At 63.3% G+C, this 20,874-nt stretch carries 18 protein-coding genes and 3 pseudogenes; 7 read left to right on the forward strand and 14 right to left on the reverse strand.

Going from position 1 to position 20,874, the window contains the following annotated elements; all coding sequences use genetic code 11:
• Positions 1–3 precede the first annotated feature (3 nt).
• Entirely contained in the window at positions 4–930 is a 927-nt protein-coding gene (gene kynA, locus HDG32_RS10660; RefSeq protein WP_184066424.1) for a tryptophan 2,3-dioxygenase, read from the forward strand.
• Between the two features lie 159 nt (positions 931–1,089).
• Positions 1,090–1,461: a contact-dependent growth inhibition system immunity protein gene (locus HDG32_RS10665; protein WP_260336433.1), complete on the forward strand. Its 372-nt coding sequence runs from the start codon at positions 1,090–1,092 to the stop codon at positions 1,459–1,461.
• Positions 1,462–1,554: 93 nt separating this feature from the next.
• Here HDG32_RS10665 and HDG32_RS10670 read toward each other — a convergent pair whose 3' ends face one another.
• The 7 genes and pseudogenes from HDG32_RS10670 to HDG32_RS10700 all read right to left on the reverse strand — a co-directional run bounded on the left by HDG32_RS10670 (position 1,555) and on the right by HDG32_RS10700 (position 9,519).
• Positions 1,555–2,292 (reverse strand): SDR family oxidoreductase, encoded by a 738-nt coding sequence (locus HDG32_RS10670; RefSeq protein WP_184066427.1) that lies wholly within the window; start codon positions 2,290–2,292, stop codon positions 1,555–1,557.
• Entirely contained in the window at positions 2,289–3,740 is a 1,452-nt protein-coding gene (locus HDG32_RS10675; RefSeq protein ID WP_184066429.1) for an FGGY-family carbohydrate kinase, read from the reverse strand. The genes HDG32_RS10670 and HDG32_RS10675 overlap by 4 nt, the downstream gene beginning before the upstream one ends.
• A 31-nt stretch (positions 3,741–3,771) precedes the next feature.
• Positions 3,772–4,860: an alcohol dehydrogenase catalytic domain-containing protein gene (locus HDG32_RS10680; RefSeq protein ID WP_184066432.1), complete on the reverse strand. Its 1,089-nt coding sequence runs from the start codon at positions 4,858–4,860 to the stop codon at positions 3,772–3,774.
• Positions 4,861–4,900: 40 nt separating this feature from the next.
• A complete protein-coding gene (locus tag HDG32_RS10685) occupies positions 4,901–5,908 on the reverse strand; it encodes an ABC transporter permease (RefSeq protein WP_184066435.1) in 1,008 nt (335 codons plus the stop codon).
• A pseudogene (locus tag HDG32_RS10690) lies at positions 5,895–7,414 on the reverse strand (sugar ABC transporter ATP-binding protein). The gene HDG32_RS10685 and the pseudogene HDG32_RS10690 overlap by 14 nt, the downstream one beginning before the upstream one ends.
• Before the next feature lie 62 nt (positions 7,415–7,476).
• Positions 7,477–8,397 (reverse strand): substrate-binding domain-containing protein, encoded by a 921-nt coding sequence (locus tag HDG32_RS10695; protein WP_409340023.1) that lies wholly within the window; start codon positions 8,395–8,397, stop codon positions 7,477–7,479.
• A 144-nt stretch (positions 8,398–8,541) separates the two neighbouring features.
• A complete protein-coding gene (locus HDG32_RS10700) occupies positions 8,542–9,519 on the reverse strand; it encodes an AraC family transcriptional regulator (RefSeq protein WP_184066443.1) in 978 nt (325 codons plus the stop codon).
• Between the two features lie 377 nt (positions 9,520–9,896).
• Here HDG32_RS10700 and dalD point away from each other — a divergent pair, with 377 nt between their 5' ends.
• The 3 genes from dalD (at position 9,897) to HDG32_RS10715 (ending at position 13,892) form a co-directional block, all read left to right on the forward strand.
• Positions 9,897–11,318 (forward strand): D-arabinitol 4-dehydrogenase, encoded by a 1,422-nt coding sequence (dalD, locus tag HDG32_RS10705; protein ID WP_184066446.1) that lies wholly within the window; start codon positions 9,897–9,899, stop codon positions 11,316–11,318.
• A 67-nt stretch (positions 11,319–11,385) separates the two neighbouring features.
• On the forward strand, positions 11,386–12,867 hold the full coding sequence (gene xylB, locus HDG32_RS10710; RefSeq protein ID WP_184066449.1) for a xylulokinase: 1,482 nt from the start codon (positions 11,386–11,388) through the stop codon (positions 12,865–12,867).
• 77 nt (positions 12,868–12,944) lie between these two features.
• Positions 12,945–13,892, forward strand: a complete 948-nt coding sequence (locus HDG32_RS10715) for a sugar-binding transcriptional regulator (protein WP_184066452.1) — start codon at positions 12,945–12,947, stop codon at positions 13,890–13,892.
• 122 nt (positions 13,893–14,014) lie between these two features.
• Here HDG32_RS10715 and HDG32_RS10720 read toward each other — a convergent pair.
• The 3 genes and pseudogenes from HDG32_RS10720 to HDG32_RS10730 form a co-directional block, all read right to left on the reverse strand.
• Positions 14,015–14,221, reverse strand: a pseudogene (locus HDG32_RS10720) (contact-dependent growth inhibition system immunity protein); the annotation flags it as partial.
• 49 nt (positions 14,222–14,270) lie between these two features.
• Positions 14,271–14,681, reverse strand: a complete 411-nt coding sequence (locus tag HDG32_RS10725; protein ID WP_184066455.1) for a hypothetical protein — start codon at positions 14,679–14,681, stop codon at positions 14,271–14,273.
• Between the two features lie 64 nt (positions 14,682–14,745).
• Positions 14,746–15,323 (reverse strand): annotated as a pseudogene (locus HDG32_RS10730) (RNase A-like domain-containing protein); the annotation flags it as partial.
• Positions 15,324–15,669: 346 nt separating this feature from the next.
• Here HDG32_RS10730 and HDG32_RS10735 point away from each other — a divergent pair.
• Entirely contained in the window at positions 15,670–16,503 is an 834-nt protein-coding gene (locus HDG32_RS10735) for an RNase A-like domain-containing protein (protein WP_184066458.1), read from the forward strand.
• A 17-nt stretch (positions 16,504–16,520) separates the two neighbouring features.
• A complete protein-coding gene (locus HDG32_RS10740; protein WP_184066461.1) occupies positions 16,521–16,805 on the forward strand; it encodes a contact-dependent growth inhibition system immunity protein in 285 nt (94 codons plus the stop codon).
• A 239-nt stretch (positions 16,806–17,044) separates the two neighbouring features.
• On the opposite strand, the gene HDG32_RS10745 is transcribed toward HDG32_RS10740, so the two are convergent.
• The 4 genes from HDG32_RS10745 to HDG32_RS10760 all read right to left on the reverse strand — a co-directional run bounded on the left by HDG32_RS10745 (position 17,045) and on the right by HDG32_RS10760 (position 20,747).
• Entirely contained in the window at positions 17,045–18,154 is a 1,110-nt protein-coding gene (locus HDG32_RS10745) for an ABC transporter ATP-binding protein (protein WP_184023032.1), read from the reverse strand.
• Between the two features lie 87 nt (positions 18,155–18,241).
• Positions 18,242–18,943 carry an HAD family phosphatase gene (locus tag HDG32_RS10750; RefSeq protein WP_184066464.1) on the reverse strand — a complete coding sequence of 234 codons (702 nt, stop codon included), beginning with the start codon at positions 18,941–18,943 and terminating at the stop codon, positions 18,242–18,244.
• The gene (locus HDG32_RS10755; protein ID WP_184006437.1) at positions 18,940–19,815 is read right to left on the reverse strand and encodes a carbohydrate ABC transporter permease; all 876 of its coding nucleotides are present in this window, start codon (positions 19,813–19,815) and stop codon (positions 18,940–18,942) included. The genes HDG32_RS10750 and HDG32_RS10755 overlap by 4 nt, the downstream gene beginning before the upstream one ends.
• Positions 19,812–20,747: a carbohydrate ABC transporter permease gene (locus HDG32_RS10760; protein ID WP_090801682.1), complete on the reverse strand. Its 936-nt coding sequence runs from the start codon at positions 20,745–20,747 to the stop codon at positions 19,812–19,814. Before HDG32_RS10760 ends, HDG32_RS10755 begins: the two co-directional genes overlap by 4 nt.
• Positions 20,748–20,874: the final 127 nt, after the last annotated feature.

The raw sequence follows: 20,874 nt of genomic DNA on the forward strand, positions 1-20,874 counted from the left end.
AGAATGACCGATCACATGCACACGCCGGGCTTGCCAGAAGAACCGGCGGCACAAGGCTGCCCGTTCGGGCACGGACGGACGGCGTCGGCGCCGTCCGCGAGCGCGGCCGACAGCGGCTGGCACGACGCGCAGCTCGACTTCTCGGAGTCGATGAGCTACGGCGATTATCTGTCGCTCGGCACGGTGCTGGACGCGCAGCATCCGTTGTCGCCGGATCACAACGAGATGCTGTTCATCATCCAGCATCAGACGAGCGAGCTATGGATGAAGCTCGCGCTGTACGAACTGCGCGCGGCGCTCGCGGCCGTGCATCGCGACGACCTGCCGCCCGCGTTCAAGATGCTTGCGCGCGTGTCGCGAATCATGGAGCAGTTGGTGCAGGCGTGGAGCGTGCTCGCGACGATGACGCCGTCCGAATACACGGCGATGCGGCCGTACCTCGGCAGTTCGTCGGGCTTTCAGTCGTATCAGTACCGGCAGATCGAATTCCTGCTCGGTAACAAGAACGAGCAGATGCTGAAGCCGCACGAGCATCGCGCCGACGTGTACGCTCAAGTGAAGGCATCACTCGAAGCGCCGTCGTTCTACGACGAAGTGGTGAGGCTGCTCGCGCGCCGCGGCTTCAGGATTTCGCCCGCGCGGCTCGAACGCGACTGGACGAAGCCGACCGAACATGATGCATCGGTCGAAGCGGCGTGGCTCGAGGTGTATCGCAATCCGTCCGAGCATTGGGATCTGTACGAGATGGCCGAGGAACTCGTCGATCTGGAGGATGCGTTTCGCCAGTGGCGCTTCCGCCACGTGACGACGGTCGAGCGCATCATCGGCTTCAAGCAGGGCACCGGCGGCACGAGCGGCGCGCAGTATCTGCGCAAGATGCTCGACGTGGTGCTGTTTCCCGAGCTGTGGCACGTGCGGACGATGCTGTAGCGGTTAGCGCGTGTAAGGCACTTCCCGGGCAAACCTGGCATTCTGGCGGGGAACAAAGAGCAAGCCAACACTATGACGCAAGTTCGGAGTTATCCGAATCTTGAGAGATGGTCAGCATGGCAGCATCGGAACCCCATAAAAACATCAGAGGGTTTCGATATGCCCGGTGCCGATGACGACGAAGGACTGAAGGTTGTACTGAGTGCTCAGCAACTCGCGGCTGTGCTATCCGGCCAGTCGATCAATCTGAGATACGAAAATTTGTATCAATTGCTTGGTGGCCGCTTCCATGAAGATTTCGACTTGTTCGGAAACACAATTGAGGAATTGGTTTTGTCTTTTACATGCGAATGCACACCGGAAGAGATTAACGCGACGGTGGCCGAGATAGACCGATTCAAGAGCGATCATGCGGGGAACCTTGACGCAGCGTTTGAGGAAAATTTTGGCTACCAGTGCGATCCGACCGTGTGGGAGCAGACCACTGAGGCTTTTCTCAACAAACTTAAGCGTCTTCTTCTGAGTGAGTAGCCCGCACTTCCTCCCACAGGACGGCCCCACACCGTCTGGTAGGGCCTCCGCGTACTTCCATTTCACCCGGCAACCGGCAGTGCCTGACACCCGCTAGCGCGCGGTATAACCACCATCGATCGGCAAACATACCCCGCTAATCATCGACGCCGCGTCGCTCAACAGAAACAGAATCGGCGCGGCGACTTCCGCCGATTCGGCAAAGCGCCTGAGCGGAATCGCCTGCAAAGCGGGATCGCGTTTGACAGGATCGCTCCACGCCAGCACCGCCATCGGCGTCAGCGTGACCGTCGGGTTCACGCTGTTCACGCGAATTCCGTGCGGCCCCAGCTCGATGCACAACGCGCGCGTGACTGCATCGAGCGCGGCCTTCGACGCCGAATAGCTCAGATGATCGTCGAGGGCGACGAGCGCGGCCTGGCTCGACACGTTGACGATGCTGCCCGCGCGCCCCGCGTCGAGCATGCCACGCGCGACGTGCTTCGCGACCAGCACCGCCCCGCGCGCATTCACCGCCATCACGCGATCGAAGCTTGCGGCCGTCGTTTCCACCGCGCGTTCGAGCAACGCGATTCCCGCGCAATTCACCAGACCGTCGAACGGTTCGAGCGAGGCCATTGCTTCGTCGATCACGGCTTCGTCGCTGATGTCGAGCCTCAACGGCTCGCAGCCGGTTCCCTCGGCGAGCCGCGCGAGCTCGTTCACGTTGCGCGCGGCCGCGACGACCGACGCGCCGCTCGCGCACAGCGTCTCAACCGTCGCGCGGCCGATGCCGCTGGAGGCGCCCGTCACCAGAATCGAGCGGCCGGAAAAATCGAAAGTAGCGTTCATGATGATTGCAAGCGATGCATGACCGGCTTCAACGCCGGATAGAGGTCCGTGTACACGCCGAAGCGCTCTTTGTATAGCGCCATGCGCCGTGCGTCGGGCTGCGCGCGCTCGATCAGCGTTACCCAGCCGCCTTGCGCCGCTTCGCGCGACACGAGGCCGACGCCGAGCGCGGCGAGCAGCGCGGCGCCGCCGACCACGATCAGCTTGTCGTCGAGCGATTGCGCGCCTTTGCGCCCCGCCTCGATGTTGTGCTTCAGCGCGAACGACACGCCTTCGAGCACCGCGCGATACAGATGCGCGCGCGTATGAAACAGCGACAGCCCGACGAACGCGCCGCTCGCTTTCGCATCCCACACCGGGCTGCGCTCGCCCATCAGATACGGCAGGAACAGCACGCCGTCGGCGCCGGCCGGCACTTGCGCGGCGCTCTCTTCGAGTAGCCGATGCGGATCGCCATGCGGTGTCGCGCGCGCGGCCTCGATCTCCGCGTGACAGAACTGCTCGCGATACCAGGTGACCGACGCGCCCGCGGTAATCGCACCGCCGAATACGTAGATGTCGTGCTGCCCGTTGAAAACGTGCGGCATGCTGATCAAACCGTGCCGTGCGTCGACACGCTGATTGAGGTAACCCCAGCACATGCTGGTGCCGATCATCGCGACGTGCTGCCCCGCGCGCGTGACGCCGGCCGCGAACGTCGCCATCGCCGCATCGACGCCACCCGCGACGATCGCGGTGCCCGCGTCGAGCCCGAGCTGCGCGGTCCATTGCGACAACAGCCCGCCCACCACCTCCGACGATTCGACCAGCCGCTCCGGCATCATCGTCGCGGGAATGCCGAGCATGTCGAGCGCTTCGTCCGACCAGTCGCGCCGCGCGATATCGTAGACGCCGCCGATATTGCCGGCCGAGCTGTGATCGACGGCGACCTCGCCGGTCAGCATGTAGATCACGTATGCGTTCGGCGGCAAAAAATAGCGCGTGTGCGCCCACACGTCCGGCTCGTTCTCGCGCAGCCACAGCATCTTCGTATAACCGTAGTAGCTGTCCACCCCGTTGCCGGTGATCGTATAGAGCCGTTCGAGATCGACGTTCTCGCGCACCCAGTCGACCTGCGCGGTCGCGCGCCGGTCCATCCAGATCAGGCAGGGCGCGAGCGGCCGCATGTCGTTGTCGACCGCAATGCCCGAGCCGCCGTACAGGCTACTCACGCACAGCGCCTTGATCGCGCCCGGCGCGATGCCGGCCGCCTTCGCCTCGCCGACGCACGCGGCCACGCATTCGACCACGGCCTTCAGCCACACCGCGGGCCACTGCTCGGCCCACAATGGCTTCGGCGTATCGGGCTGATAGCTCGACGCATGCTGCGCGACGATCGCGCCCTGCTCGTCGACCAGCAGCGCCTTCGTGCTCTGCGTGCCGATATCGACGCCGATGACGTAGTTCATAGAGTCTCCGTTGAAACGCCGCGCCCCAGATTCACGCGCGCGGCTTCATCAGCACTTTGATCGAATCGAGCGAGTTCGCGATCCTGATCGCTTCGTCCCATTCTTCCAACGAAAAGCCGTGCGTGACGATGCCCTTCGACGTAACGAGTCCGCGCGCGAGCAGATCGATTGCGATCGGATAGCAATAGGGCCCAAGATGCGCGCCGCGCACGTCGAGTTCCTTGCGATCGCCGATCACCGACCAGTCGAGCGTCGTATCCGCGCCGAACACCGAGAATTCGACGAAGCGCCCGAGCTTGCGGATCAGGTCCATCCCCTGATTCACCCCAATCGGCGCACCCGTCGTTTCGATATAGACGTCGCAACCGTAGCCGTCCGTCAGTGAACGGATGATCGCGAGCGCGTCGTCCTTCCGAGGATTGATCGTCACGTCCGCGCCATATTCGCGCGCGAGTGCGAGCCGTTCTTCGACCAGATCGATCACGATGAGCTGCTTCGGCGTCTTCAGATGCGCGACCTGCGTCATCATCAGACCGAGCGGCCCCGCGCCCGCGATCACGACCACGTCGTCGAGTTGCAGATCGCCGCGATTGACCGTGTGAATCGCACACGCGAGCGGCTCGATGATCGCGGCGTCTTCGAGCGAGATGCCGTCGGGAATCTTGTGGACGATCGCGGTCGGCGGAATGCGCATGTACTCGGCCATGCCGCCGTCCGCCACCTCGCGCTGAAAGCCGAAGATGTTGTGCACTTCGCACATCCAGTACTGGCCGGACTTGCAATAGCGGCACTTGCCGCACGGCACGATCTGCTCGGCGATCACGCGCTCGCCCTTCTGCACGCCGAAATGCTCGGCCGCGCCTTCGCCCAGTTCCTCGACATAGCCGAAGAACTCGTGGCCCGGAATCACCGGCGCCTTGACCCATGGGCTCGGGCCGCCCCAGAACATCTTCGCGCCCGAATGGCATTTGCAGTCGCTCGCGCAGATGCCGCACGCGGCGATGCGGATCACGAGTTCGTGCGCGCGCGCGCGTGGTTTCTGAACCTGCTCGACGCGATAGTCTTTCGGTGCATGACAGACGATGGCGGTCATGTTCCGCTGGTCGGATTGAGTCGTCATTGCATGGTCCTGCGAAAAGAGGGATGTGGGGAAGCGAGCGTTACTTTCTGCGCTCGCGGCTGATATAGATCGCGAGCAGAATGATTCCGCCCTTGATCACGTTCTGCACGTACGGATTCACGCCGACCATGTTCAGGCCGTTATTCAGGACGCCGAGTAACAGCGCGCCGATCAGCGTGCCGATGATCGAGCCGCGCCCACCGGAGATCGACGTACCGCCCATCACGACGGCGGCGATCGCGTCGAGTTCGAAACCGACGCCCGCGTTCGGCTGGCCGCTCATCAGGCGCGCGGTCAGCACGATCGCGGCGAACGCGGACGTCAAACCCGCGATCGTGTAGACGATCAGCTTCACGCGCGCCACACGCACGCCGGACAATCGCGTCGCCTGCTCGTTACCGCCGATCGCATACACGTAGCGGCCAAACGGCATCCGTTCGAGCAGCACCCACGCGATCAGATAGATCACCGCCATGATCACGACCGGTGCCTGGACGCCGAGAATCTTGCCGCTGCCGAAGAAGCTGACCCAGTCGGGCAGACCGTCGATCGGGTAGCCGCCCGTGTAGATCAGTGCGAGGCCGCGCGCGATACCCATCGTCGCGAGTGTGACGATGATCGGCGGCATGCCGGCGAACGCGACGAAAAAGCCGTTGGCCGCGCCGAAGCCGAGACCGACCGCGAGGCCGACCGCAAGCGCGGCCACCCCATTCATGCCGGCGACCATCAGCCCGGCCGACAGCGTGCCCGAAAGCGCCATCACCGAGCCGACCGACAGATCGATGCCGCCCGTCAGGATCACGCAGGTCATGCCGACCGCAATGATCGCGTTGATCGACACCTGGCGCAGCACGTTCTCGATGTTCGCGGCCGACAGAAAGCTGTCGCTCGCGAACACCATCACGATGCAGACGACCAGCAGGCCGATGAACGGATAGAACAGCGTCGAGCGCTTCAGCGCGGCCCACGTGAAGCGCACCGGCGCGCCCGGCGTGTCGCGGTTGACACTCGATGTTTTCGGCGAAGAGAAAGGATTAGGCATGTTCATGAGAGGCTCCGAGCGAACCGGCGGTCGCTAGGTCATCACGGCATTCGATTCGATCGCGTCGCCTTCGAGCAGCGCTTCGATGCGGCCCTGCCGGAATACGGCGACGCGGTCGCACATGCCGACGATCTCCGGCAACTCGGACGAGATCATGATGATCGAGTAGCCGCGCGCGGTCAGTTCGCGCATCAGCAGATAGATTTCGGCCTTCGCGCCGACGTCGATGCCGCGTGTCGGTTCGTCGAAGATCAGGATGTTGGTGTGGTGATTGAGCCAGCGCGCGATCACGACCTTCTGCTGATTGCCGCCCGACAGCGTCGCGACTTCGGTGTGCATCGTTGGGGCCTTCACGCCGACGCGCTTCATGATGTCGGCGGTCGCGCGCGCTTCGCTACGTTGGTCGATGAAGAAACGTAGCGACCGGTACTTGCCGAGGTTGTTGATCGAGATGTTCTGCTTGATCGAGAACTCGGTAATGAGCCCTTCGGTCTTGCGGCTCTCGGGCAGAATGCCGACCCCCGCGCGCAGCGCATCGGCCGGGTCGGCGAGCTTCGCGGCCGCGCCGTTGACGCGAATTTCCTTCGCGTACGCACGGTCCGCGCCGATCACCGCGAGCGCGGTCTCGGTGCGCCCCGAACCGACGAGTCCCGCGAAGCCGAGAATCTCGCCCTCGCGCAGCGTGAAGCTCAGCTCGGGGCTGTCTTTGAACAGCTGCAAGCGCGCGACGTCGAGCACGACCTTCGCGCCGGCGCGCGGCGTCGGCTTCGGCGGAAAACTGCTTTCGATGCGGCGTCCCACCATCATCTGCACGAGCCGGCTCACGTCGGATTGCGCGACCTCGGTCGTGCCGACGTACTGGCCGTCGCGCAGCACCGTAATGCGGTCGCACACCTCGAAAATCTCTTCGAGGTGGTGCGAGATGAAGATCATCGCGACGCCCTGCTGCTTCAGCTCGCGCATGATCGTGAACAGATGCGCGGCCTCGGCGGGCGTCAGCGTCGCGGTCGGTTCGTCGAGAATCAGCACGCGCGCATCGAGCGACAACGCCTTGCCGATTTCGACGAACTGCTGCTGCGCTACCGACAGTTCCCGGATCGCCACCGACAGATCGATCGCTACGCCAAGCCGCTCAAAAATCCGCGCCGCCGCGCGCCGCATGCTGCCGCGTTCGAGCAGACCGAAGCGATTGCGCAATTCACGGCCGAGAAACATGTTCTCCACCGCGTTCAGATACGGAATCAGGCTGAACTCCTGAAACACGATAGCGACGCCCGCGGCCACCGCGTCGTGATAGTTCGCGAAGTGGCGTTGCTCGCCGTCGAGCGTGATCGTGCCTTCGTCCGGCTGGTAGATACCACACAGAATCTTCATCAGCGTCGACTTGCCCGCGCCGTTCTCGCCGAGCAGCGCGTGAATCTCGCCGCGCGCGATCTCGAGGTGAATGCCTTGCAGCGCCTTCACGCCGGGAAAGCTCTTGCTGATGTTGTCGAGCTTCAGAATCGTGTCCATCGCATGTTCCTGTGCCGCGCGCCGCCGCGCATGATCCGCACGCGCGGCAGCCTGCGCCTGCGTTACCAGCTGAAGCCCTTGGCGTTGCTCTTGTCGATCATCTTCACGTCGACCGGAATCGCTTTCGGCACATTGGCGCCCCACTTCTTCGCGAGCGCGATGCCGAGCGCGATGCGCACCTGGTCGGCCGGGAATTGCGCGGACGTCTCGACGAATTTCGAATTCGGCTTCTGGATCGCGGCGATCGCTTCCGGTGCGCCGTCGACGCTCGTCAGCTTGATGTCCTTGCCCGACGATTCGATCGCCGACAGCGCGCCCATCGAGCCGCCGTCGTTCACGCTGAACACGCCCTTCAGATTCGGGTGCGCCTGGATCATGTTCTCGGTGACGGACAGCGCGGTCGCGCGTTCCTGCTTGCCGTTCTGCGTATCGACGAGCTTCACGCCCGGCGACTTCGCGAGCGCCGCTTTGCAACCGCGCACGCGTTCGAGAATCGGCACGACCGGAATGCCGTCGAGAATCGCCACTTCGCCGCTGCCGCCGATCGACTTCGCGAGGTAGTCGCACGCCATCACGCCCGCGTCGTAGTTCTTCGAGCCGACGAACGAATCGACCGGACCGTTCGCGTTCGCATCGACCGCGACCACGACGACGCCCGCCTTCTTCGCCGACGTGACCGCCGACTGGATGCCGGTCGAGTCGGTCGGATTGACGAGCAGGATGTCGATCTTCTTTTGCAGCATGTCTTCGACGTCGCTGACCTGCTTGCTGACGTCGTGATGCGCGTCGGTGACGACGACCGTCGCGCCGGTCGACGCGGCCGCGTCGTTCAGCGCTTTCTGCATCGTCACGAAGTACGGGTTGTTCAGTTCCTGGAACGTCATGCCGATTTTCAGCGGCGCGGCCTGCGCGGTCTGCGCGGCCGACACAGCGACTAGCGACAAACCGAACGCGAGCGAGGCGACACGGCGCGCGAACATCATCGAAGGGTTGAGCGAAAGAGTCGACGGCTTCATGGTTGTCTCCATTTTTTGAAGTGAGCACGCCCCCTCGCGCTGTGGGCGCACAGCGCGATCGATGCGTGTTGAAACGCGAGTGGAATAAAGCTGTGAACTACCGGGCGGGCACTATGTGACCGGGTACGCGACGCCGCTACGCGACAAGTCCGGCGCGAGCACGATCGCCGGCGCGTTGTCGATGCCCCTGCCATGCGCGGCCGCTTGCTCGGAAGCATCGCGGCTCGCATCGTTCAGTTGCTGATAACGGCGAAACGTCGACGGCGCCATGCCCTTCATCGCAAGAAACTGCCGGTTGAAATTCGACAGGTTGTTGAAGCCCGCCTTGAAGCAGATGTCGGTCACGCTCAGTTCGCCGTCGGTCAGCAACTGGCACGCGAGATTGATGCGCATGCGGTTCACGTACTGCACGAACGGCAGCCCGGTATGGCGGCGGAAATAACGCGAAAACGCGCTGACGCTCTGGCCGGCGAGTTGCGCAAGCTCCGACTCGCGCAACTCGTTCGCGAGGTTCTTGCCGATATACGCGAGCACGTGATTGATGCGGGTCGCCGCGAAGCTGGTCGGATCGGCCTGATAAGCGGGACTTGCGAGCGTGTCGCGATCCGGCGCGTTGATCAGGATCTCGAGCATCGACATGAACAGCACGAGCCGGCGCAGCCCGCGCGCCGCGAGCAGTTCGAGAAAGAGCGGCTTGATCTGCGCGGATGTCTCCAGACCGAACGACAGGCCGCGACGCGCATCGGCGAGCAGCGCCTCGACCTGACGCCACTCCGGAAAACTCTCGAGACAGTTCGCTACGAACTCCTGGCCGAATTGCACGACCAGATTGCGCTGCGCGACGCTCTCGCCTTCGGGCACGTCGCTGACCCAGTTGTGCGGCAGGTTCGGCCCCATCAGCACAAGGTTGCCGGGCGCGAAGCTGCCGATGTGATCGCCGACGAACATCTTGCCGGTCGTCGCGACGATCAGATGGATTTCGTACTCCGGATGAAAGTGCCAGCGCACAGTGCGATACGGATAGCCATGCGACCACACTTTGAACGATTCGTCGTGGCGTACGGCCACGATTTCGAGATCAGGTTGCACTGTCTGCCTCCATGAAGCGGCGCGCGGGAGGCGCCGCCGATCTTGATCTTGTAAAGCGAAAAGTAACCGCCAAACGCGTTGGCGACCACTTTAAAAGGAACCGCGGACCGATACTTTTTTGTATTCGGGTTAGCCCCGACGCGCGCACGGTCAAATTTGATGCAATGCAATATGAGCGGCGCGACTCGTTTTCTCGCCTCGGGCGCTCGTCGCTCCCGCCGGCGCATCGCGCATGCCGCGCTGCGCCATCAAAAGCCCGCCCCTTGCCTTGACTTTCGTTTCTCCGGGTACGATCATTCGCTCACACACAGAGCAAATGCTCTGCACGCACAGAACGCGCGCCGCGAGCGCCGCGGACAAGTTTTTGGAGACACAACATGAACAGCGGGCAAGGCAGCGGCGCGGCCGCACACGTGATCCTGCACATCGGCGCGGGATCGTTTCATCGCGCGCATCAGGCGTGGTATCTGCACCGGCTGAACGAAGCGGGCACGGCCGGCGAGCCGCGCTGGTCGCTGAGCGTGGGCAATATCCGCGGCGACATGAACCCGGTGCTCGAAGCGCTCGCCGCGCAGAACGGCGTCTACACGCTCGAAACCGTCACGCCGCAAGGCGAGCGCGCCTACGAGACGATCCGCTCGATCGAGCGCGTGCTGCCGTGGAGCGAAAGCCTCGACGGGCTGATCGAAGCGGGCGCCGATCCGGCTTGCAAGATCATCGCGTTCACCGTGACCGAAGGCGGCTATTACCTCGACGAACACGACCGGCTCGACACCGCGAATGCCGATCTCGCCGCCGACCTCGCCGGCGGCCACACGACGATCTACGGCGCGCTCGCGGCGATTCTCGACGCGCGCGTGAAGCGCGGCGCGGGACCCGTCACGCTGCAGACCTGCGACAACCTGCGCAGCAACGGCGAGCGCTTTCATGCGGGCATGAGCGAGTTTCTCGAACGACGCGGCGCGAACGAACTCGCGCAATGGTTCGACGACAACACGTCATGCCCGTGTTCGATGGTCGATCGCATCACGCCGCGTCCGACGCCCGACGTGCGCGAGCGCGTGAAGGCCGCGACCGGCGTCGACGACGCGAGTCCGGTGATGGGCGAGGCGTTCATCCAGTGGGTGATCGAAGACCGCTTCATCGCGGGACGGCCGGCCTGGGAGAAGGTCGGCGCGGAACTCGTCGATTCGGTGCTGCCGTACGAGGAAGCGAAGATCCGCATTCTCAACGCGACGCATAGCTGCATCGCGTGGGCGGGCACGCTGGTCGGCCTGAACTACATCCACGAAGGCACGCTCGATGCCGACATCCGCCAGTTCGCGTACGACTACGTGACCGAGGACGTGATCCCGTGTCTGACACCGAGTCCGCTCGATCTCGAACGCTATCGCGACGTCGTGCTCGAGCGCTTCAGCAACCCGCATATCCTCGACACGAACCAGCGCGTCGCCGCCGATGGCTTCTCGAAGTTACCCGGCTTCATCGCGCCGACACTCGCCGAATGCTTCGAGCGCGGCGTCACGCCGGCGGCGACCGCGATGCTGCCCGCATTGTTCTTCCGCTTTCTGGAACGCTGGCACACGGGCAAGCTGCCCTACGCGTATCAGGACGGCGTGATGGAAGAGCGCGTCGCGCACGCCTTTTTCACGGCGCCCGATCCGCTGCGCGCGTTCGCGGCCGACCGGCTGCTGTGGGGCGGCATGGCGCAGACGCCCGAGCTCGAAGCGGCGCTCGCGGGCGCGCTCGCGCGGGTCGACGCATGGCTCGCCGAACGCGGCGCGACTAGCCAGGCTTAATGCGCATGACAGCGCGCGCGATGAACCGCTAAAGTAGCGCATCCCCAACGACGAAGGTTTCGCTCCCATGTACCTAGGCATCGACCTCGGCACGTCCGAAGTGAAAGTTCTGCTGCTCGCCTCCGACGGCCGCGTGATCGGCACCGCAGGCTCGCCGTTCACCGTTTCGCGTCCGCACCAGCGCTGGGCCGAGCAGAATCCCGAAGACTGGTGGGCCGGCACGCGCACGGCGCTCGCCGTGTTGCGCGCGCGTCATCCCGACGAATTCGCGCAGATTCGCGGCATCGGCCTGTCGGGGCAGATGCACGGCGCGGTGCTGCTCGACACGGAAAACCGCGTGCTGCGGCCCGCGATCCTGTGGAACGACATGCGCAGTGACAAGGAGTGCGCGGAGCTGACCGAGCGCGCGCCGGATCTGCACAGCGTCGCCGGCAATCTGGCGATGCCCGGTTTCACGGCGCCGAAGCTGCTGTGGGTCGCACGTCACGAGCCGGAGATTTTCGCGAGGACTGCCTGCGTGCTGCTGCCGAAAGACTATCTGCGCCTGCAACTGACGGGCGGCAAGGTGTCCGATCCATCGGACGCGGCCGGCACATTGTGGCTCGACGTCGCGAAACGCGATTGGTCCGATTCGCTGCTCGCTGCCTGCAACATGACGCGCGCGCAGATGCCGGCGCTGCGCGAAGGCAGCGCGCCGGCCGGCACGCTGCTGCCGGAACTCGCGCGCGAATTCGGCCTGCGCGACGACGTGATCGTCGCGGCCGGCGGCGGCGACAACGCGACCAGCGCGATCGGCATCGGCGCGACGCAACCGGGCGACGGCTTCGTGTCGTTGGGCACCTCGGGCGTGCTGTGCGTGGTCGGCGACAGCTTCCGCCCGAACCCGGCCTCCGCCGTGCACGCGTTCTGTCATGCGATCCCGGACCGCTGGCATCAGATGAGCGTGGTGCTGTCGGCGGCGAGCTGTTTGCGCTGGGTCTGCAAGCTGACGTCGACCGACGAGCCGACGCTGCTCGCCGAAATCGAGGCGCTGCCCGCCGAGGCCTTGACCACCGCGCCGCTCTTTTTGCCGTATCTGTCGGGCGAGCGCACGCCGCACAACGACCCCTATGCGCAAGGCGTATTCTTCGGCATGACTCACGCAACCGACCGCGCGCTGCTCGGCTACGCGGTGCTCGAAGGCGTGACGCTCGCGCTGACCGACGGCCTCGACGCGCTGCGCGCGGCCGGCACCGAGGCGAAGGTGTTGTCGCTGCTCGGCGGCGGTGCACGCAGCGACTACTGGGCCCAGTTGCTCGCCGATGCGCTCGACACCGTCACCGTCAAGCACGGCGGCGGCGAAACCGGCGCGGCGCTCGGCGCGGCGCGTCTCGGCTGGCTCGCCGCCGGTGGCGAGCCGGCCACCGTGCTGACCAAGCCGCCTGTCGAAAAGGAGTTCACGCCGAATCCGCGCCGCCACGCGCAATTGCGCACGCGGCTCGAAGCGTATCGCGCGCTGTATCGCCACGTACGGCCGCTGTTCGATCCCGCGCGCGCACCGCTCGCCTGAGCGTCAACCGCGGCCGGCCCGCGCGACAGACGCGCCGCCGGCCGCTATCATCGGCGCACTTCAACCGAAACCTCATCGTGCCCAGGTCCACAGAAAAACTCGATCTCGCCACACGCGCCGCGTGGCTTTATTACGTCGCGGGCAATACCCAGAACGAAATCGCCGAGAAGCTGCAGGTATCGCGGCCGGTCGCGCAGCGGCTCGTCGCGTTCGCGGTCGAAAAGAACCTGATCCGCGTGCGGGTCGATCACAAGCTCGCTGATTGCCTGTCGCTCGCCGATCAGCTGTCGAAGCGCTATGGCCTCAGCATGTGCGAGATCGTGCCGATCGACGGCGATACCTCCGAGGAAGTCGACCGTAAGCTCGCGGTGGCCGGCGCGCAGGTGATGGAGCGCTATCTGAGCGAGGAAAAGCCGATGGTCGTTGCGGTCAGCAGCGGCCGCACGCTGAAGGCCGCGGTCGATCAGATCGCGCAGCTAGACCGTCCGCAGCATCGGCTGGTATCGATGGTCGGCGCGATCGCGCAGGACGGCTCCTCGAACCGCTACGACGTCGCGCTGCACATTTCCGAAAAGACCGGGGGCAAGCATTTTCTGCTGCCCGCGCCGCTGCTCGCCGACAGCGAGGCCGAGCGCGCGCAGTGGTGCAATCACCGTCTGTACCGGATCGTCGAATCGCTGTCGGCGCAAGCCGATGTCGCGTTCGTCGGCATCGGCAACATTGGGATGACCTGTCCGTTGCACGAGGACGGCTTCATCACGGAAGGCGAGGTGAACGAGCTGATGCACAACGGCGCGGTCGCCGAAATGCTCGGCCTGCCGATCGATGCGGCCGGCGCGCACGTCGAATCGCCGACTGGCCGACGCGTGACGAGCATCGCGCTCGACACGCCGCCGCGCCGGCCGACCATCGGCTTCGCGGGCGGGCAGCGCAAGCGCGAGGCGCTGATCGCGGTGCTCAAGGGGGGATGGTTGTCGGGGCTCGTTACCGACGAGGTGTGCGCGCGGGCGGCGTTGGAGGCGTGAAACGGTGCCCGCAGAAGAAGCGGGCGCGATTGGTGTAGACGCGCCGTAAGTTGGCGTAGCCGAGAGTCTTACTCGCTCGGGATCTGCTTCAACTCCATAAGAAGCGAGGCGGTCGTGTGACCTCACAGGTCTGGCGAACAATCTTGGCCGTAAGCCTCCTCAAATGCCTCGTCCATGTCTGGATGTTCGCCCTTGAATCGCTCTATCTCGGACAGCATCCTTTCATGCGCGTCCACAGGCGTCCCCTGTTTGTAGCATTCAACGACCTCCGCGAGTGTGTCTCCTGAAAGGTCGTAATCCTGATTGAGGTAGGCTCCGAAGAAATGACCAAGCTCTGGATAAGTTGACTGGTTTCATGACTTAACTGAAGACGTCAAATTAATCTTCATCTTCAAGCCAGATACAGAAATATCGGCCATCCCCATTACTTATAACAATACCTGAGTCAAAGGTCGAGCCCGTAAGACCATTCCACGAATCCGATGATGGTGATTTCTTGTTTGAAAAATACCTACTTTCTTTTGATTCATTTTCAGAAATTATTTTTTCAGCAAGCTCTTCCGCTTTACTCCTGCCCATGCATTCACAATCATAAGCCTGCCCTTTCCATAGCAGGTTCGTGAGAATAGCAATGGCCCCGGCTCTATCATGGCGCACAAGCATCGCCTCATCTTGAGTCAGGCCGAATTTGGACAGTACCAGGGACAGGTCATTTGAATAGTCCAGTACATTGGAAATTCTAACCATCGTTGGGCCTCTCGCCGCGACGATATCCGCGATTAAACTCATTTTCACTTCCCTAAATTAGGCATCCAGATAAGCGGTGAGAATATAGTATGGCATTCCATTGTATGTTCGCCTGCATCGTCTCCGAGATGGCCCATTCCGCCGCACCAATATTCGCAAATGACGAGACCCGATCTCGCCACGGTTCCTTCAACAATCTCTCTGACAATGGTGCCTCAGTGCGCCCCACATGTTTCAGCAGCGTGTGCCCGCCAATCCCGCTACCCGCCTTCGCTTCGCGCATCATCAAGTTGATCCGGCCCGATGTGATCTCGGACGCCCGCACCGCCTTGATCGATCCCGCCACGCCTGCCGACACTGCGATATCGAGCGACAAGCCGATATTGTTGGCCATGTCGGGGCTGGCCTTCATGGTTTCGGCCAGCTTCGCCGCACCGCGTTGGATCAGCGTGGAGGAATCTCGCCCGGTCCAAACCTGTCGCAGACCTGCTGCTGCGGTATCCGAGCCATGCACGCCAAACACAATGCACCCGGCCTTGCTTGCCATCGTCGGCTCTGGCAGCACGCATAACGCACCCGCGCCGACCATTTCCAATCTCCGCCGACAACCTGCAAACCGCCCCATAAACGGTTCGAAAGCATCTCAGTCTGGCTAATCGACTGACGAACCAGAACGGCCGCCATTTGCGGGGCGCTCAGTACGACGCGGACGCCGTCTGACTCACCTGTGACGTGCAAAAAGTCCTCTTCTTTTTTTCTCGGGCTTTCACATTAGCCGGTGGATTCACTGTCCGGCTATGGGCGAAGGATGATTCGGAGAGAAGGGGAAAGTCTGGTGTAGCGGCCCGCTGTAGTGATGCAGGACAGGATATGACCGGAAAATCGCGGCGTGCGTGATGTTGCGCCTAGTCCCGCCCGATGCAGAACAGGTCCGTGCATCGAGCTACGGAAAATTCGGAGTTATCCGAATCTTGAGAGATGGTCAGCAAGGCAGCATCGAAGCCCCATAAAAACATAAGAGGGTTTCTATATGCCCGGTGCCGATAACACCGAAGGAGTGAAGGTTGTACTGAGTGCTCCGCAACTCGCGGCCGTGCTATCCCGCCAGTCGATCAGCCAGACGGAAATGCTTTCCAACCGGATTTGGGGCGGTCTGCAGGTTGTCGGCGGCGTGCTGGAAATGGTCGGTGCGGGTGCCCTCTGCGTTTTGCCGGACCCGACGATGGCGAGCAAAGCCGGGTGTATCGTCTTCGGAGTACATGGCTCCGACTCGGCGGCGGCTGGCTTGCGGCAGGTGTGGACTGGTCGGGACACGGCCACGCTGAGCCACCAGGGCACGACGAAACTCGCTGAAGCGATGAAGGCGAGCCCTGACATGGCGAACAATATCGGCCTGTCGCTCGATATCGCCGTGCCATTCGGCTTCGCTGGCTCGATCAGGGCCGCACGCGCAGCGCGTGTCACGATGGGCCGGATTAACCTGCAAATGCACGAGGCAAAAGCGGGCAGCCGGATCGGTGGACATACGCTTTTGAAACATGTCGGGAGGACTGAAGCGCAGTTGCGGGAGAGGCTCAGGCTGGAGCCGGAAAAGAAAGTAGTTTCGTCTTTCGTAAATCTCGAGGAAGCGGAGTGGGCTATATCGGAAACAATGCGCGCAAATGCCTTGCAGATTCACGCATGGACAAAAGCAGCACCAAACCGGGTTTTGACGCTGAGAAAGGACGTTGGAAGAAAAGTAGGATACGCATTGGTCAGGAAGACCGACAGGTTGGTAGATAGCAGTAAAGTGGAGGTTGTCTTGAAGTACGGGGCGTATAACGGGATGCCGTACTACATCCTCACTGCTATGCTCGATAAGTGATTGGTGGGTATTGATGTATGAAATATTATGATCTGGGGCAATTGATCCTTGGCTACTTCAATGAAGATTTCGACTACTGGGGAAACACAATTGAGGAGTTGGTCCGGGCTTGTGCAAGCGGATGCACGCCAGACATGATCAACGCGACGGTGGCCGACATAGACCGGTTCAAGAGCGATCATGCTGGAAATCTTGACGCGGCCTTCGAGGAGGAATTTGGCTACCAGTGCGATCCGACGGCGTGGGAGCAGACCACTGAGGCTTTTCTCGACAAGCTTAAGCGTCTTCTTCTGAGTGAGTAGCCTGCGCTTCCTCGCACCGGAGGGCTCCCCGCCGTCCGGTAGGTTTTCCGCGCTTTCATTTCAGCTGGCAACCCAAAGCGCCTAACGCCCTCTAGCGACAGCGCTTTGCATGCGCCTCACGTACCGCCAAGGCGCGCCAACGCGCGCGCGGGCTCGCCGGCCGCCATCCTGAAAGCGCAAACCTTGCCCGCAACAGACGGCGCGTGCGCCGCCTGCTCCTGCAATGCGTCATCGCGCGATCAAGCCGCCAGCACCTCAACAATCTTGCGCTGGAACGCCTTGCCTTCGCTATCAAACAGATGGCAATGCTCGGGCGTCGCGCCCAGCTTCTGCGTATTGCCCTTCGCATGCCGTTCGAGCGGCGGAATCCGCGCGATCAAACCATCGGGCGCGACGCTCGACTCCGCGTACAGATACGCGGCATCGCCGAGCGATTCGACCGTCATCGTGCGTGCCTCGATACCATCCTCGGTCGTGCTGACGTGCAGATGCTCGGGGCGGATGCCGACCGTCACCTTGTCGCCCTGCTTGGCCGCGCCCGGCTCGACCAACACGCGCTGCGTCTCGCCGGTCTCGTAACGCACCGAGACGCCGTCATGCGACACCGACTGCACCACGCCTTCCATGAAGTTCATCTTCGGCGAGCCGATGAAGCCGGCGACGAAGCGGTTCGCCGGCGCGTGATACAGCATCGTCGGACTGCCGACCTGCTCCAGATTGCCCGCCGACAACACGACGATCTTGTCGGCCAAAGTCATCGCCTCGACCTGGTCGTGCGTCACGTAGATCATCGTCGTCTTCAGCTCGTCGTGCAGGCGCGCGAACTCGAGGCGCATCTTCACGCGCAGCGCGGCGTCGAGATTCGACAGCGGCTCGTCGAACAGAAACACCTTCGGCTTGCGCGTGATCGCGCGGCCGATCGCGACGCGCTGACGCTGCCCGCCCGACAGCTGCTTCGGCTTGCGATCGAGCAGATGGTCGATGTGCAGGATCTTCGCCGCGTTGCGCACGGCTGAGTCGATCTCCGGCTTCTTCGCGCCGGCAAGCTTCAGGCCGAACGCCATGTTGTCGTACAGCGTCATGTGCGGATACAGCGCGTACGACTGGAACACCATCGCGATGCCGCGCTTGGCCGGCGGCACGTCGTTCATGCGCACGGCGTCGATGTTCAGATCGCCGCCCGTGATGTCCTCGAGGCCCGCGATCATCCGCATCAGGGTCGATTTGCCGCAACCGCTCGGCCCGACGAACACGACGAACTCGCCATCGGCGATGTCGAGATTGATGTCGCGCATCACTTCGTTTTCGTCGTAGGCCTTTCTGATGTTGCGCAAGGTTACGCTTGCCATGATGTGTCTCCGTGTAATGCCGTTCGATGCTGCTCGTTACTTCATGCTGCTACCTGATGCCGTGTCACGTCGCGTGCGTTCGTGCGCTCACGGCGCCGCGGCCGTCGCCGAGAGCGTCCATTGCGCGACGAGGTCGGGCAACTGCCGCATGTCCTCGAACACATGACGCGCGCCCGCCGCGTGCAATCGATCGATCTGCGCATCGCTCGCATGACCGCCGCCGATAAACCCCAGCACCGCCATGCCCGCCGTGGCCGCCGCCGTGACGCCGGTCACGCTGTCCTCGACGACGAGGCACGCACCCGGCGCGAGCCCGAAGCCTTGCGCCGCCGCCAGATACACGTCCGGCGCGGGCTTCGGATTCGGCACCGCGTCGGCGCAGAACAGCCGCTCGCCGAAGAAACGCTTCAGGCCCGTGCGCGCCAGCACCGTCTCGACGTAGGGCCGGAAGCTATTGCTCGCGCAGCCTTTGACGAGCGGCACCTGGGTCAGCGCCATCTCGATGCCGTCGACGGCGGGCGCCTCGATCGCCGCCGCTTCGACCGCGCGGCGGATCGCATCGATATCGTCGGCGCCGAGCTGTTTGCCGAGCTGAGTCGCGGTGTCCTGCAACACGCGCTCGATGCGCAGCCCGAGCAGCGGCAGCACGACCGGCGCGACGTCGATGCCGGGCCAGCACGCCTCGAGTTCGCGCACCAGCATACGCGCGGCCACCGCTTCGCTGTCGATCAGCACGCCGTCGCAATCGCAGATCAACGCATAGCGCACGATGCCCGGGCCAGCCGTCATTTGACGGCCCCGAACGTGAGCCCGCGCACCAACTGCTTCTGCGACAGCCAGCCGACGATCAGGATCGGCGCGACCGCCAGCAACGAAGCGGCCGACAACTTGGCCCAGAACAACCCTTCAGGACTCGAATACGACGCGATGAACACGGTCAGCGGCGCCGCGTTCGAGCTCGACAGGTTGATGCTCCAGAACGCCTCGTTCCACGACAGGATCACGAGCAGCAGCGCGGTCGACGCGAGCCCGGGCAGCGCCATCGGCATCAGCAGATAGACGATCTCCTGCCACGTCGCCGCGCCGTCGATGCGCCCGGCTTCGAGAATGTCGCGCGGAATCTCGGCGAAGTACGTGAACGCCATCCAGACCGCGATCGGCAGATTGATCAGCGTGTAGACAATGATCAGGCCCGAGACGGTATCCAGAAGGCCGCTGTTTTTCCACAGCAGATAGATCGGCACCAGCACGCCGACCGACGGCATCATCTTCGTCGACAGCATCCACAGCAGCACTTTCTGCGTGCGGCGCGTCGGGAAAAACGCCATCGCGTACGCGCACGGCACCGCGAGGATCAGGCACAGCAGTGTGACGCCGACCGAGATCAGTATCGAGTTCCACGCGAACGCGAAGTAGTTGCTGCGCGCGAACACCTCGCGGAAGCTGTCGAGCGTCGGCACGAAAAACAGCGACGACGCATAGGCCTGCTGCTCGGTCTTGAACGCGGTGATCGTCATCCAGAAGATCGGGAAGAACAGCAGCAGCGCGACGAGCCACGCGATCACGCCGGGAATGCCGCGACGAATCGTGTCGAACGGCGATTTGGTCGGCACCGCGACCGGCTGCGTCGTCGATGCCGTAGTGGAGGCAACGTGGCTCATTTTTCGTACTCCCCTTTCAGGTTCTTCGCGAGCATCCGCACGAGGAAGATCGACACGATGTTGGCCAGCACGACCGCGAGAATACCGCCCGCCGAGGCGAGACCGACGTCGAACTGTTGCAGGCCCAGCGCGAAGATCAGGTACGACAGGGTGGTGGTCGCGTTGCCCGGACCGCCGCCCGTGGTCGTATAGATCTCGGCGAAGATCGACAGCAGGAAAATCGTCTCCATCATCACGACGACCGCGATCGCACGTCGCAGGTGCGGCAGCGTGATGTAGAAGAACATCGAGAACGGACCGGCGCCGTCGATCTTCGCGGCTTCCTTCTGCTCCTGGTCGAGCGACTGGATCGACGTGAACAGGATCAGGAACGCGAACGGCAGCCACTGCCACGCGACGATCATGATCACCGCGGTGAGCGGATAGTCGGCGAACCAGTCGATCGGCTGCATGCCGAGCGCGCGCATGCCCTGCGCGACGAGGCCGTACACCGGGTGCAGGATCATGTTCTTCCAGATCAGCGCGCTGACCGTCGGCATCACGAAGAACGGGCCGATCGCGAGCAGGCGTGCCACGCCCTGCCCGTAGAACTTGCGGTCGAACAGGATCGCCATCAGCACGCCGCCGCCCACGGTGATCACGAGCACCCATACGATCAGCTCGATCGTATGCGCGATCGACGGACCGAACGACGGATCGGTCGCGAGATAGCGGTAGTTGTCGAGACCTGCGAAGCCGCGCAGATCGGGATTGAGCAGGTTGTAGTGCGAGAACGAGAACCAGATCGTCATCGCGAGCGGAATGACCATCCACAGCACGAGCACGCCGACCGACGGCGCCACGAGCCAGCGGGCCGAATTGGCCTTACGCTCCTCGCGTTCTTTTTCTGTCTGGGGATGGGTTTGCATCAGAGGTAGGCGCAAAGGACGCATGATGGACCACCTGTTCGGTAATGCGCGGAGCGTTCGCCGGAGCCGCGTATGTGCGACGCGGCGTGCCGTGCCTGAATGGCGCACGACACGCGCCGCATCGCATCGGGCGCAGACGAACGGCCGCCCT

The organism is Paraburkholderia sp. CI2 (assembly GCF_014201055.1).
GTDB classification, from domain to species: domain Bacteria; phylum Pseudomonadota; class Gammaproteobacteria; order Burkholderiales; family Burkholderiaceae; genus Paraburkholderia; species Paraburkholderia tuberum.

Bases quoted from the DNA above. Each gene is read 5' to 3' on its own strand.
- kynA (WP_184066424.1), top strand. From the start codon at position 4: ATGACCGATCACATGCACACGCCGGGCTTGCCAGAAGAACCGGCGGCA.
- HDG32_RS10665 (WP_260336433.1), top strand. From the start codon at position 1,090: ATGCCCGGTGCCGATGACGACGAAGGACTGAAGGTTGTACTGAGTGCT.
- HDG32_RS10670 (WP_184066427.1), bottom strand. From the start codon at position 2,292: ATGAACGCTACTTTCGATTTTTCCGGCCGCTCGATTCTGGTGACGGGC.
- HDG32_RS10675 (WP_184066429.1), bottom strand. From the start codon at position 3,740: ATGAACTACGTCATCGGCGTCGATATCGGCACGCAGAGCACGAAGGCG.
- HDG32_RS10680 (WP_184066432.1), bottom strand. From the start codon at position 4,860: ATGACGACTCAATCCGACCAGCGGAACATGACCGCCATCGTCTGTCAT.
- HDG32_RS10685 (WP_184066435.1), bottom strand. From the start codon at position 5,908: ATGAACATGCCTAATCCTTTCTCTTCGCCGAAAACATCGAGTGTCAAC.
- HDG32_RS10695 (WP_409340023.1), bottom strand. From the start codon at position 8,397: ATGATGTTCGCGCGCCGTGTCGCCTCGCTCGCGTTCGGTTTGTCGCTA.
- dalD (WP_184066446.1), top strand. From the start codon at position 9,897: ATGAACAGCGGGCAAGGCAGCGGCGCGGCCGCACACGTGATCCTGCAC.
- xylB (WP_184066449.1), top strand. From the start codon at position 11,386: ATGTACCTAGGCATCGACCTCGGCACGTCCGAAGTGAAAGTTCTGCTG.
- HDG32_RS10725 (WP_184066455.1), bottom strand. From the start codon at position 14,681: ATGAGTTTAATCGCGGATATCGTCGCGGCGAGAGGCCCAACGATGGTT.
- HDG32_RS10735 (WP_184066458.1), top strand. From the start codon at position 15,670: ATGCCCGGTGCCGATAACACCGAAGGAGTGAAGGTTGTACTGAGTGCT.
- HDG32_RS10740 (WP_184066461.1), top strand. From the start codon at position 16,521: ATGAAATATTATGATCTGGGGCAATTGATCCTTGGCTACTTCAATGAA.
- HDG32_RS10745 (WP_184023032.1), bottom strand. From the start codon at position 18,154: ATGGCAAGCGTAACCTTGCGCAACATCAGAAAGGCCTACGACGAAAAC.
- HDG32_RS10750 (WP_184066464.1), bottom strand. From the start codon at position 18,943: ATGACGGCTGGCCCGGGCATCGTGCGCTATGCGTTGATCTGCGATTGC.
- HDG32_RS10755 (WP_184006437.1), bottom strand. From the start codon at position 19,815: ATGAGCCACGTTGCCTCCACTACGGCATCGACGACGCAGCCGGTCGCG.
- HDG32_RS10760 (WP_090801682.1), bottom strand. From the start codon at position 20,747: ATGCGTCCTTTGCGCCTACCTCTGATGCAAACCCATCCCCAGACAGAA.